The sequence below is a fragment of the Sphingobium sp. LMA1-1-1.1 genome (assembly GCF_040676365.1).
Classification (GTDB): Bacteria; Pseudomonadota; Alphaproteobacteria; order Sphingomonadales; family Sphingomonadaceae; genus Sphingobium.
Map to the genome: position 1 here is coordinate 1 of NZ_JBEGHS010000012.1, position 16,610 is coordinate 16,610.

14 protein-coding genes and 1 pseudogene are annotated in these 16,610 nt (G+C 60.7%); 9 read left to right on the top strand and 6 right to left on the bottom strand.

Annotation, left to right across the window (positions count from 1 at the left end; genetic code table 11):
• Positions 1-121: 121 nt before the first annotated feature.
• Positions 122-289, top strand: a pseudogene (locus tag MRBLMA1_RS07610) (integrase core domain-containing protein); the annotation flags it as partial.
• Positions 290-484: 195 nt separating this feature from the next.
• Here the strand turns inward: MRBLMA1_RS07610 and MRBLMA1_RS07615 are convergent.
• Positions 485-640, bottom strand: coding sequence for a hypothetical protein (locus tag MRBLMA1_RS07615; protein ID WP_363735916.1), 156 nt, complete (start codon positions 638-640; stop codon positions 485-487).
• Positions 641-817: 177 nt separating this feature from the next.
• Between MRBLMA1_RS07615 and MRBLMA1_RS07620 the strand changes: the two genes are divergently transcribed.
• Together MRBLMA1_RS07620 and MRBLMA1_RS07625 are read left to right on the top strand one after the other, a co-directional pair.
• Positions 818-3,256, top strand: a complete 2,439-nt coding sequence (locus MRBLMA1_RS07620; RefSeq protein ID WP_363735917.1) for a TonB-dependent receptor — start codon at positions 818-820, stop codon at positions 3,254-3,256.
• A gap of 735 nt (positions 3,257-3,991) precedes the next feature.
• Positions 3,992-5,887 carry a potassium transporter Kup gene (locus tag MRBLMA1_RS07625; RefSeq protein ID WP_363736862.1) on the top strand — a complete coding sequence of 632 codons (1,896 nt, stop codon included), beginning with the start codon at positions 3,992-3,994 and terminating at the stop codon, positions 5,885-5,887.
• A 33-nt stretch (positions 5,888-5,920) separates the two neighbouring features.
• Here the strand turns inward: MRBLMA1_RS07625 and MRBLMA1_RS07630 are convergent, their stop codons facing one another.
• From MRBLMA1_RS07630 to MRBLMA1_RS07645, 4 genes are all read right to left on the bottom strand, one after another.
• Positions 5,921-6,619, bottom strand: a complete 699-nt coding sequence (locus MRBLMA1_RS07630; protein ID WP_363735918.1) for a response regulator transcription factor — start codon at positions 6,617-6,619, stop codon at positions 5,921-5,923.
• Positions 6,616-9,282, bottom strand: coding sequence for a sensor histidine kinase KdpD (locus MRBLMA1_RS07635; protein WP_363735919.1), 2,667 nt, complete (start codon positions 9,280-9,282; stop codon positions 6,616-6,618). The genes MRBLMA1_RS07630 and MRBLMA1_RS07635 overlap by 4 nt, the downstream gene beginning before the upstream one ends.
• Positions 9,283-9,575: 293 nt before the next feature.
• Entirely contained in the window at positions 9,576-10,373 is a 798-nt protein-coding gene (locus tag MRBLMA1_RS07640) for an amidohydrolase family protein (protein WP_363735920.1), read from the bottom strand.
• An 18-nt stretch (positions 10,374-10,391) separates the two neighbouring features.
• On the bottom strand, positions 10,392-11,606 hold the full coding sequence (locus MRBLMA1_RS07645; RefSeq protein WP_363735921.1) for a Rieske 2Fe-2S domain-containing protein: 1,215 nt from the start codon (positions 11,604-11,606) through the stop codon (positions 10,392-10,394).
• 136 nt (positions 11,607-11,742) lie between these two features.
• Between MRBLMA1_RS07645 and MRBLMA1_RS07650 the strand changes: the two genes are divergently transcribed.
• Positions 11,743-12,045, top strand: a complete 303-nt coding sequence (locus MRBLMA1_RS07650; protein ID WP_363735922.1) for a hypothetical protein — start codon at positions 11,743-11,745, stop codon at positions 12,043-12,045.
• Between the two features lie 28 nt (positions 12,046-12,073).
• Here MRBLMA1_RS07650 and MRBLMA1_RS07655 read toward each other — a convergent pair whose 3' ends face one another.
• Positions 12,074-12,739, bottom strand: a complete 666-nt coding sequence (locus MRBLMA1_RS07655; RefSeq protein ID WP_363735923.1) for a GntR family transcriptional regulator — start codon at positions 12,737-12,739, stop codon at positions 12,074-12,076.
• Positions 12,740-12,909: 170 nt separating this feature from the next.
• On the opposite strand from MRBLMA1_RS07655, the gene MRBLMA1_RS07660 reads away from it, so the two are divergent.
• The 5 genes from MRBLMA1_RS07660 to MRBLMA1_RS07680 are packed head-to-tail and all read left to right on the top strand — an operon-like array spanning position 12,910 to position 16,584.
• On the top strand, positions 12,910-13,932 hold the full coding sequence (locus MRBLMA1_RS07660; RefSeq protein ID WP_363735924.1) for an amidohydrolase family protein: 1,023 nt from the start codon (positions 12,910-12,912) through the stop codon (positions 13,930-13,932).
• 3 nt (positions 13,933-13,935) lie between these two features.
• Positions 13,936-14,928 (top strand): protocatechuate 3,4-dioxygenase, encoded by a 993-nt coding sequence (locus MRBLMA1_RS07665; RefSeq protein WP_363735925.1) that lies wholly within the window; start codon positions 13,936-13,938, stop codon positions 14,926-14,928.
• Positions 14,929-14,941: 13 nt separating this feature from the next.
• On the top strand, positions 14,942-15,619 hold the full coding sequence (locus MRBLMA1_RS07670) for an RraA family protein (RefSeq protein WP_363735926.1): 678 nt from the start codon (positions 14,942-14,944) through the stop codon (positions 15,617-15,619).
• Positions 15,616-16,299, top strand: a complete 684-nt coding sequence (locus MRBLMA1_RS07675) for an RraA family protein (protein WP_363735927.1) — start codon at positions 15,616-15,618, stop codon at positions 16,297-16,299. The genes MRBLMA1_RS07670 and MRBLMA1_RS07675 overlap by 4 nt, the downstream gene beginning before the upstream one ends.
• A complete protein-coding gene (locus MRBLMA1_RS07680; RefSeq protein WP_363735928.1) occupies positions 16,300-16,584 on the top strand; it encodes a YciI family protein in 285 nt (94 codons plus the stop codon).
• Positions 16,585-16,610 lie beyond the last annotated feature (26 nt).

Here is a 16,610-nt window from a genome sequence, read left to right on the forward strand (position 1 = left end):
GATCGCTTCCATCGCCACCTTCGCCTTGAACTCGGCGCTGTAGCGCTTTCTCGTCGTCTTCATTCCCGTCCATTCCTTCAGGTCGGGATGAGCTTATCACCCTGTCCGAATTGCCGACACCACCTCACTGATCGAAGCCTGGCGGCGGCATTATAACACCGTGCGCTCGCACAGCAGTCTTGGATACCAGCCACCGGCCCCGGAAACGGCGACACCGCCATATCCGGCCTCCGGTTCCGCTTCGCTCCACCTCCACCCGGATATGGCGGCGATGGGCTTAATCCACTAACACTCCGATCGGTCCACTCGGTGGGGGCAGATCAAGGAATGCCGGAAAATCCCCTTGCGAACCTGGGGGCATCCACACACGATCCCGCGTGATCCGTTGCACAGACCTGGAAGCTCCGCTTCGCCAGATCGATCGCCAAGATGTATGCTTCTGCCATCCGCTCCTCCTTCGTGCACCAAATCGGCGCAATCAGCATCATACGATGCCGGGCGAAGGAGGCATCCACAGCATCAGTTCATAAGGAACGCTATTGCGGATCACGCGCGGCGCTTTGTCGCTCTTGTTGATGAGGTTTCGTGATGGTGCAAATATATCCCAGGCCAGAACCACGCCTGCGGCAAGGGCTGACATTACCCGTTCCAACGAGCCCTGGTCGTTCCGCTCAGCACCGGCCGATGGCACTGCAAGCCTTGTGTAGTGGCACTCCTGGCGTAGCAGGAGCGCGCAATCGTCCTAGACTTGGCTATATCGGAGGATGCCGGGCACCTGCATCGCGACATCAAGAGCGCAAACGAACGGGGCACGGAAATGAACAAGCATCAATACTTGCATAATGGTGTGATGATGGGGGTTGCCTTTGCCGGCCTGCTGGTGGCGATACCTGCGCGCGCTCAGGCGCCGCAGCAAGACGCGCCACCGAAAAGGGATGAGGCACAAGGACCGAGCGAGATCGTAGTTACCGCCACCCGCCAGGCGCAGGTCGCTTCAAGCGTTCCAATCAGCATCAGCGCTTATTCCCAAGAGTCGATGGATGTTCGCGGCATCAAATCCTTGGCCGACGTAGCGCGTTTCACCCCTGGGATTCGTTTCGGGCGAAGCGCGGGAGGTGCAAGCAACAACATCAGCATCCGCGGCATCGCGTCAGACGCGGGGGCAGGTACGACCGGCATCTACATAGACGACACTCCAATTCAGATACGCGGATTGGGCTTCAGTTCCGACAATACATTGCCTGCCATCTTTGATCTCGAGCGTGTCGAAGTGCTCCGCGGGCCGCAAGGGACGTTGTTCGGCGCCGGGTCGGAAGGCGGTACGGTGCGCTTCATCACGCCGCAGCCCAATCTTGATCATTTTCAGACCTATGATCGGGCAGAGATCGCTGCCGTTGCGCATGGCGGTGTCAACTGGGAAACCGGCGCAGCGATTGGCGGACCGATCGTTCCCCAGAAACTGGGCTTCCGGATCAGCGCCTGGCACCGGCGTGACGCCGGCTACATTGATCATGTCGACAACCAAACCGGGATCGTTGATGACAAGAACATCAATCAGGGCGATGTCACTGTGCTGCGGGGCGCTCTTACCTATGCGCCGGACGACGACCTCAAGATCACGCTCGGTATCACCTACCAGAAGCGTGTTACAAACGCATCTGACAATTTCTTTGTTGGCATTTCTGATCCGGGGAATGGGGTTTTCCACACCAGCACTCCGGAATATCGGGGGAGTTCCGACCGCTGGTATCAACCCTCGCTGAACATCCAGTACAACACCGGTGGAGTCTCGATTACATCGATCAGCTCATATTTTCAGCGTATGAACCGCACCGGTTACAGCGGCACGCTGTACAATCTTTCCTATTACCAGAAATGCTATCTGGATGGTTGCGGGTTTCAAAGCACTGGCCCCGGCGGCAGCACCGATGCCCATCCCGGCCCACTCTACCCTTTCCTGACGCCGACCGGCATCGATAAGAGATTGCCCTACTATCTTAGCCCATCGCACGTCACCAATACACAGCGGCTCGTGACGCAAGAACTTCGCCTGCAATCGTCGGATCCGAACGCACGTCTGAACTGGGTAGTCGGCCTTTTCTACCAGCACAGCCGCCAACGCAGCACGGACGAGCTGGTCGATCCACTCGGCAATAGCTTCTTCAATGCAGTGTTCGGCCAAAGCCTCGAAGACTTTTTCAGCTATCCGCTCTATGGACAGGACAGCTACATCAACAATTCGGTCGCCACGGAAAGCCAGATCGCCGGTTTCGCCAATGTCACCTATGGGATCACCGAAAAGCTCAAGATCGTCGCCGGCGGCCGTTACGCCGAGTCCAAATTCTCAGTGGTCAATTTCGCCGATGGCTCGCAAAATGGTTCGCGGACTGAAGGCTCCGGCAGGAAAACCGACAGGCCCTTTACGCCAAAGCTTGGCGTGAACTATCAGGCCGACCGGAACAACCTGTTCTACGCCAGCTGGTCCAAGGGATTTCGCGCCGCCGGCGCCAATCCGCCGATCCCGGTCACTCCGTGCGCAGACGATCTTGCTGCGCTTGGTCTGAACTCTGCTCCAGGCGCCTACAAATCCGACAAGGTTACGAGTTGGGAGCTTGGTTCGAAGAACAAGTTTTTCGGAGGAAAGGTCCAGATTGAAGCGTCGGCGTACACTTCGAACTGGAGCAACATCCAGCAAATAGTCAACCTGCCGACCTGCGCCCTGCGCTTCATCGCCAACCTTGGCACTGCGCGCAGCCGCGGGTTCGATCTTCAGGCTTCGCTCTCGCCGCTGCGGGGCGTGACACTGGACCTGGCGGCCGGATACACCGATACGCATTTCACGCAGGATGCGCGGTTGGCGTCGCAAGGTCAGATCGTGGTGCTGAACGGCGACGCAATCGAAGGTCCGCCTTGGACATTGAGCGTCGGCGGGCGGTATGAATTTGGAATTGGCGGCGTCGATGCCTTCCTCCGCGGCGATCTTCAGTATCAAAGCCGGCTGCGACGTCCGATACCCCAACGCGATCCTGCTAGCGCCAGCTATGACCCCGGTCTGATCGCCCCCGCGGCCACTACGTTCGTCAGTCTGCGTGCGGGCGCGCTTGTACATGGCGCGGATATATCGCTGTTCGTGGACAATCTGCTCGATAGCGCCCCCCGTCTGGCCCTTGCTCATCAAGATAGCAGCACGCTGCTTTTCGAGAATGCGACATTCCGCCCGCGTACCATAGGTATTACCGTGACGTACCGCCGGTAGCAGCGTCTGTCGCCGATGATCGCACAGCTCGATGGTCAGCGCAGCTGACCGGACGCGCGCTGATGGATCAAGCACAGCAGCGGCCGGTCGGTGTCGCGGTTGGCCATCGGAAATCTCGCATGGATTTGGGCTGCGAAGCCCAAGCTGTGGATGACACGGAGAAAACGGAAGTGCAGGCGTCGCTGGTACAGAGTGCCGACAGGCGGTTTTCTAAGGATGATCGGCTTTGTCGTGCAGTGGCTGACGCGACTTTGGGTTGGCGGACCCCTGGCTGGACCAGCGTGCTGAAAGTTTCACCGGCTGCCACAGCCGTGGTCCCATGATAGTCAGAGCCGCGCCTGCGCATCCGCTCAGAAACAAGAGAGCGGCGAGTGCGATTTCTGCAGCGTTCATCTCCGTGCCCGGAGTGCCCAGGACCAGCCGATGTAGCAGGCCTTCCTCTGGCCAGGTGGAGATCAACAGGACCAAGCCAGCCAGCCTCACTCCGATTTTCGCTGCCCCATGTTCATACCAGCGCGTCATTTCGGCATTCTCCTTCGGGGAGAATGTCCAATTGCGCATTTCGGCGTAGATTATCGAGAGCGAAAGGCCGCGCTCTGCGTTTAAATTCCATAGGATCCGACAGGATTTTCGTGCATTCCTACGCGAATCCTATGCTGATCGAATAAAGTTCCACTGGAAATATAATGTGGCTCCATGCAATGGGCGGCCGGGAAACAGCGGGTGACGGTGCGGATGACGGATCGAGCGGGTGAGGGGGTGGGCCACGGCCATCCGCAAGAGAAGCTGCCGCTTCTGGCGCTGGGTGCGCTGGGCGTGGTTTTCGGCGATATCGGCACATCACCGCTTTATGCCTTGAAGGAGAGCTTTGTCGGCCACCATCCGCTGGCCGTGGACCCCGCCCATATCTATGGAGTCCTGTCTCTGATGTTCTGGACCATGACGCTGATTGTCACGGTCAAATATGTGTTCATCATCATGCGTGCCGACAATCACGGGGAGGGCGGCAGCATGGCTTTGCTCGCGCTGATCTCGCGCAAGCTGGGGGAGAGCCGGTGGACTCCGACGATCGCCATATTGGGCGTGCTGGCGGCAGCCTTGTTCTACGGCGACGCGATCATCACCCCCGCCGTATCGGTTCTCTCTGCGGTGGAAGGATTGGAGACCGTGAATGACGGTTTCACGCCCTTCGTTCTTCCTGCCGCGATCGTTATCCTGATCGGGCTGTTCCTGATCCAGAAGCATGGCACGGCGCGGGTGGGGGCGCTGTTCGGACCGATCATGGCCGTTTATTTCCTGGTCCTGGCCGGGCTCGGCATTCTCAACATCATTCGCCATCCGGCGATTGTCGCGATCGTCAACCCGATGTGGGCCATCCATTTCTTTGTACTGGATGCAAAGCTCGCCTTTCTCGCGCTCGGGTCGGTCGTGCTCGCGGTGACGGGAGCGGAGGCGCTCTATGCCGATATGGGTCATTTCGGACGCAAGGCGATCAGCATAGCATGGCTCTACGCCGCCTTTCCCTGCCTGCTGCTCAACTATATGGGCCAGGGCGCGCTGCTGCTCGACCTCCCGGAGGCGGCGGAAAATCCCTTCTTCCTGCTTGCGCCGGAATGGGCGCGCCTGCCGCTGGTGATATTGGCCACACTCGCTACGGTGATTGCCAGCCAGGCCGTGATTTCCGGCGCCTTCTCGGTCACTCAACAGGCGGTGCAGCTAGGCTTCCTGCCTCGCCTCAAGATCGCGCATACCAGCGCCTCGGCGGCGGGACAGATCTATGTGCCGCTGGTCAATTGGGCGCTGCTGTTCCTGGTCGTGCTGCTGGTGCTGGGCTTTCGGTCTTCGAGTAATCTCGCGGCGGCTTATGGTATTGCCGTTACGGGGACCATGGTCATAACCACCTGCATGATGGCCGTGCTGACCTTCAGCGTCTGGCGCTGGAACCGGCTGATCGCCACGGGCGTAACGGGGCTGTTCCTGGTGGTGGACGGCGCCTATTTCCTGTCGAATGCGACCAAGATTCCCGATGGAGGCTGGTTCCCGCTGCTGGTGGCGGCCGTGGTGTTCATCGCCCTTACGACATGGTCGACAGGACGGAAGATCATGAACTTCTATCTGCTCGAAGGCGCGATGGATGTCGAACTGTTCATCCAGTCTGTTTCCGGCTCCCTGAAGCGTGTGCCGGGCACGGCGATCTTCCTCAATTCCCGCATAGAGGGGGTGCCGCCGGCGCTGCTCCATAATGTGAAGCATAACAAGATACTGCATGAGCGCGTGATCATCCTGACCGTGCGAACGGAAGGGGTGCCGCACCTGCCGCTCACCGGCCGGTCGGAAGTGACGGATCTGGGCGCGGGCTTCTATCGCGTGATGTTGCGCCATGGTTTCATGGAAGAGGTCGACATACCCGCCGCGATGAAAGCGGTCGAAGGTTGCGGCGGACCGATCGCCGTCAGCCAGACCAGCTATTTCCTCAGCCGCCAGACATTGATCCCATCGGAGAAGCCCGGCATGGCCATTTGGCGCGAGAAGCTGTTCGCCTGGATGATGCGCAATGCGGTGACGCCGATGGATTTCTTCAAATTGCCCACCAACCGCGTGGTGGAACTGGGGTCGCAGGTCGAGATCTGAACGCTGCGCTTCGGCGGCTCAGTGCGGGAGCGCTTAACCGCCATCGCCCTCCTTCAGCCGGTAGCCTATTCCCAGTTCATTGGCGATGATGCGCGGTCGTTGGGGGTCATCCTCCAGCTTCTGCCGCAGGGTGCGCACCAGAACGCGCAGATATTCAACATGATGCGCATGTTCGTGCGGCCACACATGGGCCATGATCTGCTGATGGGTGATCACCCGCCCGGGATATTTGGCAAGTTGCGCCAGCACGCCATATTCCTTTGGCGTCAGATGCACTTCCTGTCCCTCCTTCGTCACGATCCGCGCCATCAGGTCGATCATGACATTTCCCGCGCGGACTGCCGAAACGCCACCATCCTTGGTCATGCGATTGCGGAGCGCCACGCGCACGCGCGCGAGCATCTCGTCCGTGTCGAAAGGTTTGGTGAGATAATCGTCCGCGCCCAGATCAAGCGCCGCGACCTTCTGTTCGGTCGCGTCCCGTGCCGAGATGACGATCAGGCTGGTGTCCGAGTCCCTCTTGATGAGCGGCACCAGTTCCAGCCCGTCCCGATCGGGCAGGCCCAGATCAAGCAGGCTGATGTCCGGTCGCTCATCCCGCAGTTTCTCGAGCGCTTCCCGGGCATTGGCTGCTTCCACCGTCGCATAGTCGGCGCGGGCCAGGGCCGCATGGATCAGGCGGCGGATCTGTGGTTCGTCGTCGACGATGAGTACCTTGTGGCGGGTCGTCATAATATGTCCTCATCGGGAAGCGGAGACAGGATCAGCGTCTGGGGAAAGCGGAGGGTGAAACAGGCCCCTGTCGGGTCGCCCCGGTTTGCCGCGGAAACGCCAAGGCCCATGGCTTCTGCAAAGCCCTTGACGATGGCGAGGCCAAGGCCGGTACCGTGCTTCGCCCGGTCAGATCCCTCCATGCGGGTGAAGGTGTCGAACACCCTAGCCTCGCTGCCCGACGGAATTCCGGGGCCTTCATCGATCACCGAAAGGGTGATCGCATCATGCAGGCGCTGCCCCCTGATGATCACGGGCGTGTCAGGATCGGCGTAGCGCCCCGCATTGTCGAGCAGGTTGATGAGGATATGGTGCAATAGCGTCGGATCGACCCGGACCAAGGGAATATCGGGCAGGATATCCACCTTAACCTCATGCCCTGCAAGCGATTGGCGCGTGTCATGTACGGCGCCTGCCACTGCATCGAACAGGTCGATCGGCTCGATCTTCAGCGGCAACGCGCCAGCTTCGACGCGCGCCATGTCCAGCAGGTTGGCGACAAAGCGGGTCAGCCGCTGGGCTTCCGCCTCCACCGTGTCGGCAAGATCGGAGGGGTGCTGGCGCTTCAACTCGTGAATGGCCGAGATGATGGTGGTGAGGGGGGTGCGCAGGTCATGGCTCACGGAGGAAAGCAGGGCCGAACGCAGCCGGTCCCGTTCCCGGATCTGGCGTGCGTCGAGCATCTCCTCCTCCAGCGCCATGCGATCGAACGCGATCGAGGCCTGGTCCAGCAAGCTCATGAGCAGCGGCAACTGATCGGATCGCAGGGGTTCCCCGGCATCCTCCCGCGCCAGCCCCAGCACGCCGAGCACCCCGCGTGTCGTCCGCAAGGGATGAAACAGCCAGTCCGATGCCGTCAGCGTCGATGATCCGCGTCCCGCGGGCTGCTCATTGTCCATCGCCCATTGGGCGGCCGCCTTCTCGATCTGCTCCAACCGATCCTCGGGCGGCACGGCGGCTCGCAGCTGTGGCCCATCGGGGGAAGGAAGGAGGAGGACCGTGCGCACATCGAACAGCCGTCCGACCTCGCCGCATATGGCGTGCATCAACTCATCCTGGCTGGCAGCGGCCGTGAGTTGCCGGGAGAAGCCGGCGAGCGCTGCATTTTGCCGCGCGCTGCCATGCGCCAGATCCGCCTGGGCGCGAACGCGCGCGGCGAACTGGCTGGTGACGATGGCGACGCCCAGCAGGACGAGGATGGAGATGACATTTTCCGGATTACTGACCGTCAGCGTGCCGGTTGGCGGCAGGAAGAAGAAATTATAGGCCAGGCTGGACAGCAGCCCGGCGAACAGTCCGGCACGCAGGCCGAAGCTGGCGGCGGCGAACATCACAGGCACCAGATAGAGCAGGGCGATGTTGCCAAGCGCAATGGTCTGGACCAGCAGGCGCCCGACGGCGGTCATCATCGCGATCATCGCCGTCGACCAGAGATAGTCGGAGGGCTTGCCCCAGGGACTTGTGGCAGCGCGCCGGGTACGGCGATGATGGGCCGTTTCTTCGCCGGGCAGCACATGGACTGCGACATCGCCCATATTGCGCACCAGCCGATCGACCACTGACCCGTGGCGCAGTTCGAACCACCAGCTGCGGCTTGCCTTTCCAATCACGATCTGGGTGGCGCGTGCGTCTGTCGCATATTGACGCAGTCCTTCCACGACACTGGAGGCCGGGATGGTCGCGGTCGTTGCCCCCAGGCGCGACGCCAACGCCATGGTGTCCGCCAGATGAGCGCGTTCCTCCGCCGTGAAGGCAAGGCTACGCTGGGTTTCGATGTGGACAGCGGTCCACGGGGCCCTCAGGGCATCTGCCAGTCGCTTGGCAGCGCGCACAAGGCCCTGTGCGCTTGGCAGTTCGCTGATCGCGACGACGATGCGCTCGCCCGCCGCGAAGCTGCCAGCCAGCGCATGGGCCCGCACATAGTCCAGCATTTGGGCATCGACAGCCTGCGCGGCGCGGCGCAGCGCCATCTCTCGCAGCGCCGTCAGATTGGATTTGGAAAAGAAATGGTTGAGCGCCCGGCTGGCCTCCGCCGGAATATAGACCTTGCCCTCCTTCAAACGCTCGATCAGTTCGTCGGGCGGGATGTCAACCACCTCGATCTCGGCCGTTTCAAGGATTGAATCGGGCACAGTTTCCCGCACACGGACACGGGTGAAGGACGCGACGATGTCGTTCAGGCTCTCGACATGCTGGATGTTGACGGTCGAATAGACATCGATGCCGGCATCGAGCAACTCCTCGACATCCTGATAGCGTTTGGGATGGCGGCTGCCCGGTGCATTGCTGTGAGCGAGTTCGTCGACCAGCACCAGAGCGGGATGGCGGGCGAGGATGGCGTCGAGGTCCATTTCGGTCAGGCCATGGCCCTGATGATCGACTTCGCGCCGGGGGATGACCTCATGCCCATGGAGCAGGGCCTCGGTTTCGTGCCGGCCGTGAGTTTCGACCACGCCAACCGCAACATCGACGCCGGCCTTCAGCCGTTGCATGCCGTCGGTGAGCATTTCATAGGTCTTGCCCACACCCGGTGCCGCGCCGAGAAATATCTTGAGACGGCCGCGACCCTCCTGCGCTGCTTGACGCAGAAAGATTTCGGGATCGCGGCGCTCCGGGTCACTCATTCTGTCACAGTGAGATGTCTGCAGCCGCGGGAAGGTTTCCGGTCGGAACCCAGGGAAATCCATGGATTGCTTCAGCATGGCCCGATTGGTTTAGGTGATCAAGCGAAATCGCGGGTAAGATCCCGATAAAGACGGTCCATCTACTGATTGTTGCCGCTGTGCCAATCGCACATGCGCCAGGCAGAGCCGCAGAAGAAAGCGAACCGTAACCGTTGCTGCCTTCAATGGTTTAAGCCCGGCCCGGTCGTCAAACGGCGGCAGAGGATCCTGTGATGCCAGATCCCTGTTTCGCCTCAATCTTGGAAAAACACTCGCCGGGCGGTTTCGCCGAATATGGACTGGAGCGTCGATGCCGGATGGTGGCCAAGGCTAAGGCGCGTCCATTCCAGCGCGTTGGCATAGCCTTCCCTTGACGCCACCGGGGGGAAATCGCTGCCCCACATGATACGCCGTTCCGAAAAGGCGGTAATGATATGGTCGATGAAAGCCGTGACGCCGTCCATCTGCAACGGCATGGCGATCCGGGGGTCCAGTTCGGCCATGCGGCGCGCGAGTTGACCCAGTCCGGGCAGTTTCAGATGCACATTGGGATATTGGGCAAGTTCAAGAACGGCCTCCGCCATCTTGCTCCGGTCGCCCACATCGGGCCGCGCGAGGCCGCCGAGATGCTCCAGCACGATGGGGACGCCGGGCAGCGCCTTCACCAACGCCGTGAAATCGGGACTGGTGAAGTCCGCTGCCTTGCCCACGCAGCTTATGGGAAGCCGCAGTTCCTCCAGGCAACGCCAGAGCGCCAGGGGATCCGTGCCCGGCGAGCGTCCACCGGGACGCAGGCGCACCCCGGCAAGGCCGGCATCGGCCGCACGCCTGATGTTTTCGCATGCGTCGCCCCGTTCAATGCGCACGCCGCCGACGACGACGAAGCGGCCAGGATATCGCCGTGCGGCTTCCAGCATATACTCATGTTCGAAGTCGCCCAGCATCTGGACGAGCACCGCCGCATCGACCGCGTTGCGATCCATGGCATCCAGCAGCGTCTCTACCGGCTCATACCATTTGTCGCTGGCATGGCAGTGGCTGTCTACGATCATGGCGCTATTGCGTCCGGGTCAGGCCGCACTGGATGTCTGCGGCTTCAACTCCTCCGGCAGGGGCAGGACATCGCGCCAGCCTTGTTCTGACGGATAGGTGAAGGTTTCGGCTGTCACCCGCGACCAGTCGACCGGCGCCGTCGCCGCTTCGGGAGCGGAGCCATTGACAGCCAGCTCTCGGGCGGCGCGCAGCATCAGCCTGCGCCATCCCACGACCGCTATGTCTGACCGGCCCAGATGTTCCTTCGTGCGGTCGAGTATCCTCCCCTGGGTTTCGCTCACCGCATGATCCTGCGTCATGATGCCCTTGATACCCGAAAAATTGCTGCTCTTCATCGCTTCCCGGTCCTGATTATACCAGTTGTCGATGTTCACCAGCTTGCGGAAATGCTCGTCATGCCAGTGGCCGCCTTCCTCTATGCGATGCGGCACGTCGATCGCGAAATTATCGTCGAAGAACCACTGGATATGCCAGGTCGAATAATCGTCGCGCGGCACGAAGGCGTTGACCAGCCGGCGATCGCGGCGAAAGGCGGGCGCCTTGCCGCCATCGGGGGGAATGAACGTCCAGAAGGGCAGGACAACCTGCGTCACGCGCGCGTGACGAAGCCCCTCGTCATTACGGATAGCGCAATAGCGAAGGCCATAATTAGTATAATCGATCTCGAGCCGTGGGCGGAGATCCTTTTCATGGGGATATTTTGCTTCCTGCGACCAGGGATTTTCGCGATGCAGCACGCCGGCATGGGCGGAATCGACCGTGCCTTCCACCGCCTGGGCATAATTGCAGTCTTCCAGCAGCTTGAAGGGGACGGAATGGCCTCCCGTCATTGAAAGCCAGGGGAAATCGGGGAAGGGGGGCTTTTCTTCCGCCGGGCCCATATAAGCCCAGATCATCCCGCCCGCGACATGGGTGGCATAGGCCTTGGCGCGCATCGCCTTGGCCAGGGTTGCGCCTTCCGGTTCGGCGGGCGTGTCGACGCACTGGCCGTTCACGTCGAATTTCCAGCCATGGTACAGGCAACGCAGGCCGCAATCCTCATTCGCGCCCAGCGCCAGTGAGGAGCGGCGGTGGGGACAATGTTCCTCCAGCAGGCCTATGCGGCCCAAACTGTCCCGAAACGCAACCAGATCCTCCCCCAGCAGCCGGATGCGTACGGGAGTTCCATCATTATCGGGAAGTTCGCTTTCAAGAAGGGCCGGCAGCCAGAAACGGCGCATTAAATTGCCCATGGCCGTTCCCGGGCCAACGCGAACCAGAATCTCATTATCTTCTCGAGAAAGCACTGCGCAACTCCACATTGCTATACAATTATGAATTCTATATAGAAGGTTTTTGGCGTTGTCACGCGAATTGGAGTGTGGGCGGATGGATTTGGACGATGCGATGGATGTTCTGGGGTTTGACAACGCCACATTGGCATTGATCGCGCAGCGGCTGGAGGCGTCGCGAAGGGACGAGCATCTCATCTACAGGGAGGCCGAACTGGACGAGGTGTGGCGGCTGATCGACCTGCGGCTTGCTGATCGCGCCCATCTTTCCGATGCGGAAATAGGCAGGCTGACGCGTCTGCGGGAGATCGTCAACGAAGCCCATGACCTGGTCGGCGTGGCGTATCAACCCGCGGCCGCCGCGCGCAAGCTGCGGCACGCCGTCGAGAATGAAATATGATTTTCCGGGTTTGGCGGCCGTTTACGGCCTAGAGGTCCCTGGAGGCGAGCATCTCGATGACGAGGCGCTCAAATCCCTGTCGGCGCGCACGCCTCTCATTTATGAGCTTGGGGCGGTTCTGCTCCGCAAGCGCGGCGACCAGGCTATGCTTGTTCACGATGTCGCGCTCTTCGCTGACCCGGCGCGGCAGAGGCAATAATACCCTGTACCTGTCCGTGAGCATCCACAGTCGCATCGCTTCCCGCACGATGATTTTGCGTGGCGACAGATTGAAGATCATCCGGTGGAATTCGCGATGTTGCTCCCACCATTCCGTACGGTTTCCGGCATCGAGCAGGCCCTCTAGCTCGTGGGCGCGCTCGTCCAATTCCTTCAGTTGCGCCTCGTCGGGCCATGCGACGGATGTGAGCAGTTCATCCTCGATAAGGTGCCGCATGACGAACAACTGTTCCGCCTCGTCCCGCGACAGAGGCGTGACGAAAAAGCCCCGATTGGGGTCGTGTTCGACTATGCCCTCAGAGCTCAGCAGTTTGAGTGCCTCGCGTACAGGAACCCGGCTTGCCTGGAACCGCTCCGCAAGTTCGGTCTGACCGAGCCGCATGCCAGGCGCCAAAATTCCGCGCGCAACAAGTGCCCTGACCTGCGCGGCAATATGGCTTGGAACCCCGCTCCCATCCGCCTGAGCCGCTTTCATTCGATTTGCCTCAATCTGACTGACACAATTGAATGATCACCTACTCCACCAATTCCGCGCTGGAAAGCCGCTTTTGTAAAGGACCAGCGGAAAAGGGCGGAAAACAGTCCGAATGGCGCCATTGACGGCTACTAAAAGATTGTTATACAAAAATGCATCCAAATCCATTAATGGGGACGGCCTTGATTATCGATTGCCATGGGCATGTTAGCGCCCCTGCCGAATTGTGGGTCTATAAATCCATGCTCCTTTCCCATCGGGGAGAGCATGGTCGAGCCTTTCCCGAATTGAGCGATGAGGAGATTTTGTCGCACACCAACCGGAAGGAAATGGCGCCCTGCGGCCATCTGGACATGCTGGATCGGGTTGGCACCGACTATCAGTTGCTGAGCCCGCGTCCCTTCCAGATGATGCATTCGGAAAAGCCCGCCAAGCTGGTCCATTGGTTCACCGAGGAAACCAACAATATCATCGCGCGGCAGTCGCGACTGATGCCCGATCGCTTCGCGCCGGTCGCCGGCCTGCCTCAGATTGCCGGTGAACCGGTCGAGGTCGTGCTGCCGGAACTGGAAAGATGCGTGTCCCGCCTGGGCTTCAAGGGGTGCCTGCTGAACCCCGACCCGTTCGAAAATAGCGGGGTAGAGCCGCCCGCCATGGGCGACCGCTACTGGTATCCTCTTTATGAGAAATTATGCGAACTGGACGTTCCGGCGCATATCCATTCGGCCGGATCCCGTTCGGCGCGGGCGCCTTATACGCTCAACTTCCTTCTGGAAGAGACGATGGCCGTATATGGCCTGCTGGAATCCAATGTGTTCAAGGATTTCCCGAACCTCAAGATCGTTGTCAGCCATGGTGGTGGGGCTATTCCCTATCATATCGGTCGATTCCGTTCGTCGGCCGCGCGCCGCGGCTTCGAATTCCTCGATACCATGCGGTATCTTTATTATGACACGGTCCTTTATTCGGAAGAGGCGCTGCGCCTGCTGATCAAGACCGTAGGCGCCGACCGTTGCCTGTTTGGTGCGGAATGCCCAGGCGTGGGTTCGGCGATCAATCCGGATACGGGCAGGACCTTCGACGATATCCGTCCCTGTATCGAAAGTTTCGACTGGCTGTCCCAGGACGAGAAGTCGGCAATTTTCGAAGGGAATGCGCGCGCGCTGTTCAAGCTGGATCGGGTGGAGAACTGAGCCATGGCGAAAATAGTGCTGGGTATTGGCACCAGCCATGGTCCGATGCTGGTGACGGAGACGGAAGTCTGGGGAGCCCGTGTGCCGGCGGACAAGGCCAATCGCCATGCATGGCAGGGGCAGAGCTGGACCTTCGACGAACTGGTCGCCGCGCGCCGTGACGAAGGACTGCGGGAACAGATCACGCAGGAGGCATGGGATATGCGCCAGCGGCTTTGCCAGGCGGCGATTGAGGAACTGGCCGACCGGTTCGAGGAGGCCAGGATTGATGTCGCCGTCGTGATCGGTAACGACCAGATGGAAATATTCGACGAACGGCTGATTCCCGCTTTCGGCGTTCATTATGGCGACACCATCACCAATCATGAATTTTCGCCCGATCGGATGGCCAAGCTGCCGCCTGGCATTGCGGAATCGGTGCCTGGCTATATTCCGGCGGGCGGCGCCGACTATCCGGGCCATCCGGAACTGGCGAGAGCCATCATTGCGCAGGCGATGCAGGACGAATTCGACGTCGCGGCAATGAAGGCCCTGCCGAAGCCGGAAACACCCCACGCCTATGGCTTCGTCTGTCGCCGCCTGATGCGCGACAGGCCAGTGCCGATGGTGATGGTGACGGTCAACACCTTTTACCCCCCCAACCAGCCGACCGTGAAACGATGCCATGCGTTCGGCAAGTCGGTGCTGAAGGCGATCGCCAACTGGAATAGCGATGCGCGGGTGGCCGTCATCGCGTCGGGAGGGCTGACTCACTTCGTGATCGACGAAGATGTCGACCGCGTCTTCCTCGACGCGCTGCGTTCCGCCGACATGTCACAGGTCGAGGCGCTGGGGGAGGCGATCTTCCAGGACGGAACATCGGAAATGAAGAACTGGGTGCCTGTCGCTGCCGTGATGGCCGACCTGGGTCTGGCGCCGCACGTCGTGGATTATGTGCCTTGCTACCGCAGCGAGGCCGGCACCGGCAATGCGATGGGCTTCGTCTACTGGGATTAAGGACTGAAAACATATGAGTGCAAATTCCTCCGATCCCCTGCTGCGGCGTTTGCGGCGACTGGATGTATGCGCAGTCTCGGACGCGCTCGACCGGCTGAAACTGGGTGGGCAGGTGACCGGCCTGCGCCAGGAATCGGGCGACCGGCGCATAGCCGGCCGAGCGATCACCGTCCTGCTGGGCACTGGCAGCCCGCCGCCCGGACCGCCGCGTCACCTCTGCACGGCGGCCATCGAACAGTCGGATGACGAAACCATCATCGTCGTGGAGCAGCGTTCAGGTGTGGAGGCAGGTTGCTGGGGCGGTCTGCTGACGCTGGGCGCCATGCAACGGAATGTCGCGGGTGTTGTCGCCGATGGCCCGGTGCGCGATATTGACGAGGCGCGCGGCTATGATTTTCCGATTTTCACCAATCGCCTGACATCCCTGACGGCGCGTGGGCGCGTGGTGGAAAAGGACACGAACGTCCCGGTCCGCATAGGGGATGTGACCGTGAATGCCGGAGACTATGTGATCGCGGATCGCAGTGCGGTGATCTTCATTGCTGTCGAGAATATCGAAGCTGTTCTGGAAGCGGCTGAAGAAATCGTCGCGAAGGAAGCAGCCATGTCCAAGGCCATACTCGCGGGCGGGCGCCTTAGTGAAGTGCTGGGCGGAAACTATGAACATATGCTCGATGAGGCGCGCAAATGACCGAAGACAGGAATATTGTCCGCGCGGCAAAGCTGGATACCGCGACCGTCAGCGACGCGCTGGACAAGCTGGGCATCGTTGGCCAATGCTACCAGATCCAGGGGCGCGATCCGGCGTTCCGCATGGCGGGCCGGGCCTTCACGATGCGCTGCGGCCCAGCCGCCAACCCGCCGGGGACGGTTGGCGACTATATTGACGATGTGCCGGCAGGCAGCGTCGTGGTCATCGACAATGGCGGCCGCGAAGATGCCACCATATGGGGCGATATACTGACGGAAATTGCGCATCGCCGAGGGCTCGCGGGGACGCTGATCGACGGTATCAGCCGTGATGTGGCGCTATGCCGAAAGCTTGGTTATCCGGTCTTCAGCCGCGGCCACTGGATGCGTACGGGCAAGGATCGCGTGCAGGTAGAGGAAATGGATTGCGTCGTCACGATCGGCGGCGCCCGCGTTGCCCCCGGTGACATCCTGTTGGGAGATGCGGATGGCGTAATCGTCATCCCGCGCGAGCACGAAGACGGGGTGCTGGAAGCTGCCGAAACGATCCATGAGGCGGAAGAGCAGATCAGGGCGGCCGTGCGCAATGGAACGAGGCTGGACGAAGCGCGGCGGCAATTTCGTTACCATCAACTCCAGACGCGCAGCGAAAAGGCTTTCCACCCGTCAACGGAGAGATGAATGCCACATTTCCTCATCGAATATAGCCAAAAGGGTAGCGATGAAGATCGCGAGCGGCATCGTGCGGATCATATCGCCTACCGGAAGGGGGAAGGCGATCGCCTGGTCATGGCGGGCGCTCTGTTGGACGAGGCAGGCGCGGGAGCGGGTAGCGTCGTCCTGTATGAAGCCGACACACTGGCTGAAGCGACCCGCTTTGCCCAGGGTGAACCCATGATGGTCCACAATATATTCACGCTGTCATCGGTCAGGCCATTCCGAGTTGCGGCCATCAAGGCGCCTTGATTGATTAGCAGGAAGCCGGTTGAATC

Bases quoted from the DNA above. Each gene is read 5' to 3' on its own strand.
- MRBLMA1_RS07635 (WP_363735919.1), bottom strand. From the start codon at position 9,282: ATGAGTGACCCGGAGCGCCGCGATCCCGAAATCTTTCTGCGTCAAGCA.
- MRBLMA1_RS07655 (WP_363735923.1), bottom strand. From the start codon at position 12,739: ATGAAAGCGGCTCAGGCGGATGGGAGCGGGGTTCCAAGCCATATTGCC.
- MRBLMA1_RS07680 (WP_363735928.1), top strand. From the start codon at position 16,300: ATGCCACATTTCCTCATCGAATATAGCCAAAAGGGTAGCGATGAAGAT.
- MRBLMA1_RS07630 (WP_363735918.1), bottom strand. From the start codon at position 6,619: ATGACGACCCGCCACAAGGTACTCATCGTCGACGACGAACCACAGATC.
- MRBLMA1_RS07625 (WP_363736862.1), top strand. From the start codon at position 3,992: ATGACGGATCGAGCGGGTGAGGGGGTGGGCCACGGCCATCCGCAAGAG.
- MRBLMA1_RS07675 (WP_363735927.1), top strand. From the start codon at position 15,616: ATGACCGAAGACAGGAATATTGTCCGCGCGGCAAAGCTGGATACCGCG.
- MRBLMA1_RS07645 (WP_363735921.1), bottom strand. From the start codon at position 11,606: ATGGGCAATTTAATGCGCCGTTTCTGGCTGCCGGCCCTTCTTGAAAGC.
- MRBLMA1_RS07660 (WP_363735924.1), top strand. From the start codon at position 12,910: ATGGGGACGGCCTTGATTATCGATTGCCATGGGCATGTTAGCGCCCCT.
- MRBLMA1_RS07620 (WP_363735917.1), top strand. From the start codon at position 818: ATGAACAAGCATCAATACTTGCATAATGGTGTGATGATGGGGGTTGCC.
- MRBLMA1_RS07665 (WP_363735925.1), top strand. From the start codon at position 13,936: ATGGCGAAAATAGTGCTGGGTATTGGCACCAGCCATGGTCCGATGCTG.
- MRBLMA1_RS07670 (WP_363735926.1), top strand. From the start codon at position 14,942: ATGAGTGCAAATTCCTCCGATCCCCTGCTGCGGCGTTTGCGGCGACTG.
- MRBLMA1_RS07650 (WP_363735922.1), top strand. From the start codon at position 11,743: ATGGATTTGGACGATGCGATGGATGTTCTGGGGTTTGACAACGCCACA.
- MRBLMA1_RS07615 (WP_363735916.1), bottom strand. From the start codon at position 640: ATGTCAGCCCTTGCCGCAGGCGTGGTTCTGGCCTGGGATATATTTGCA.
- MRBLMA1_RS07640 (WP_363735920.1), bottom strand. From the start codon at position 10,373: ATGATCGTAGACAGCCACTGCCATGCCAGCGACAAATGGTATGAGCCG.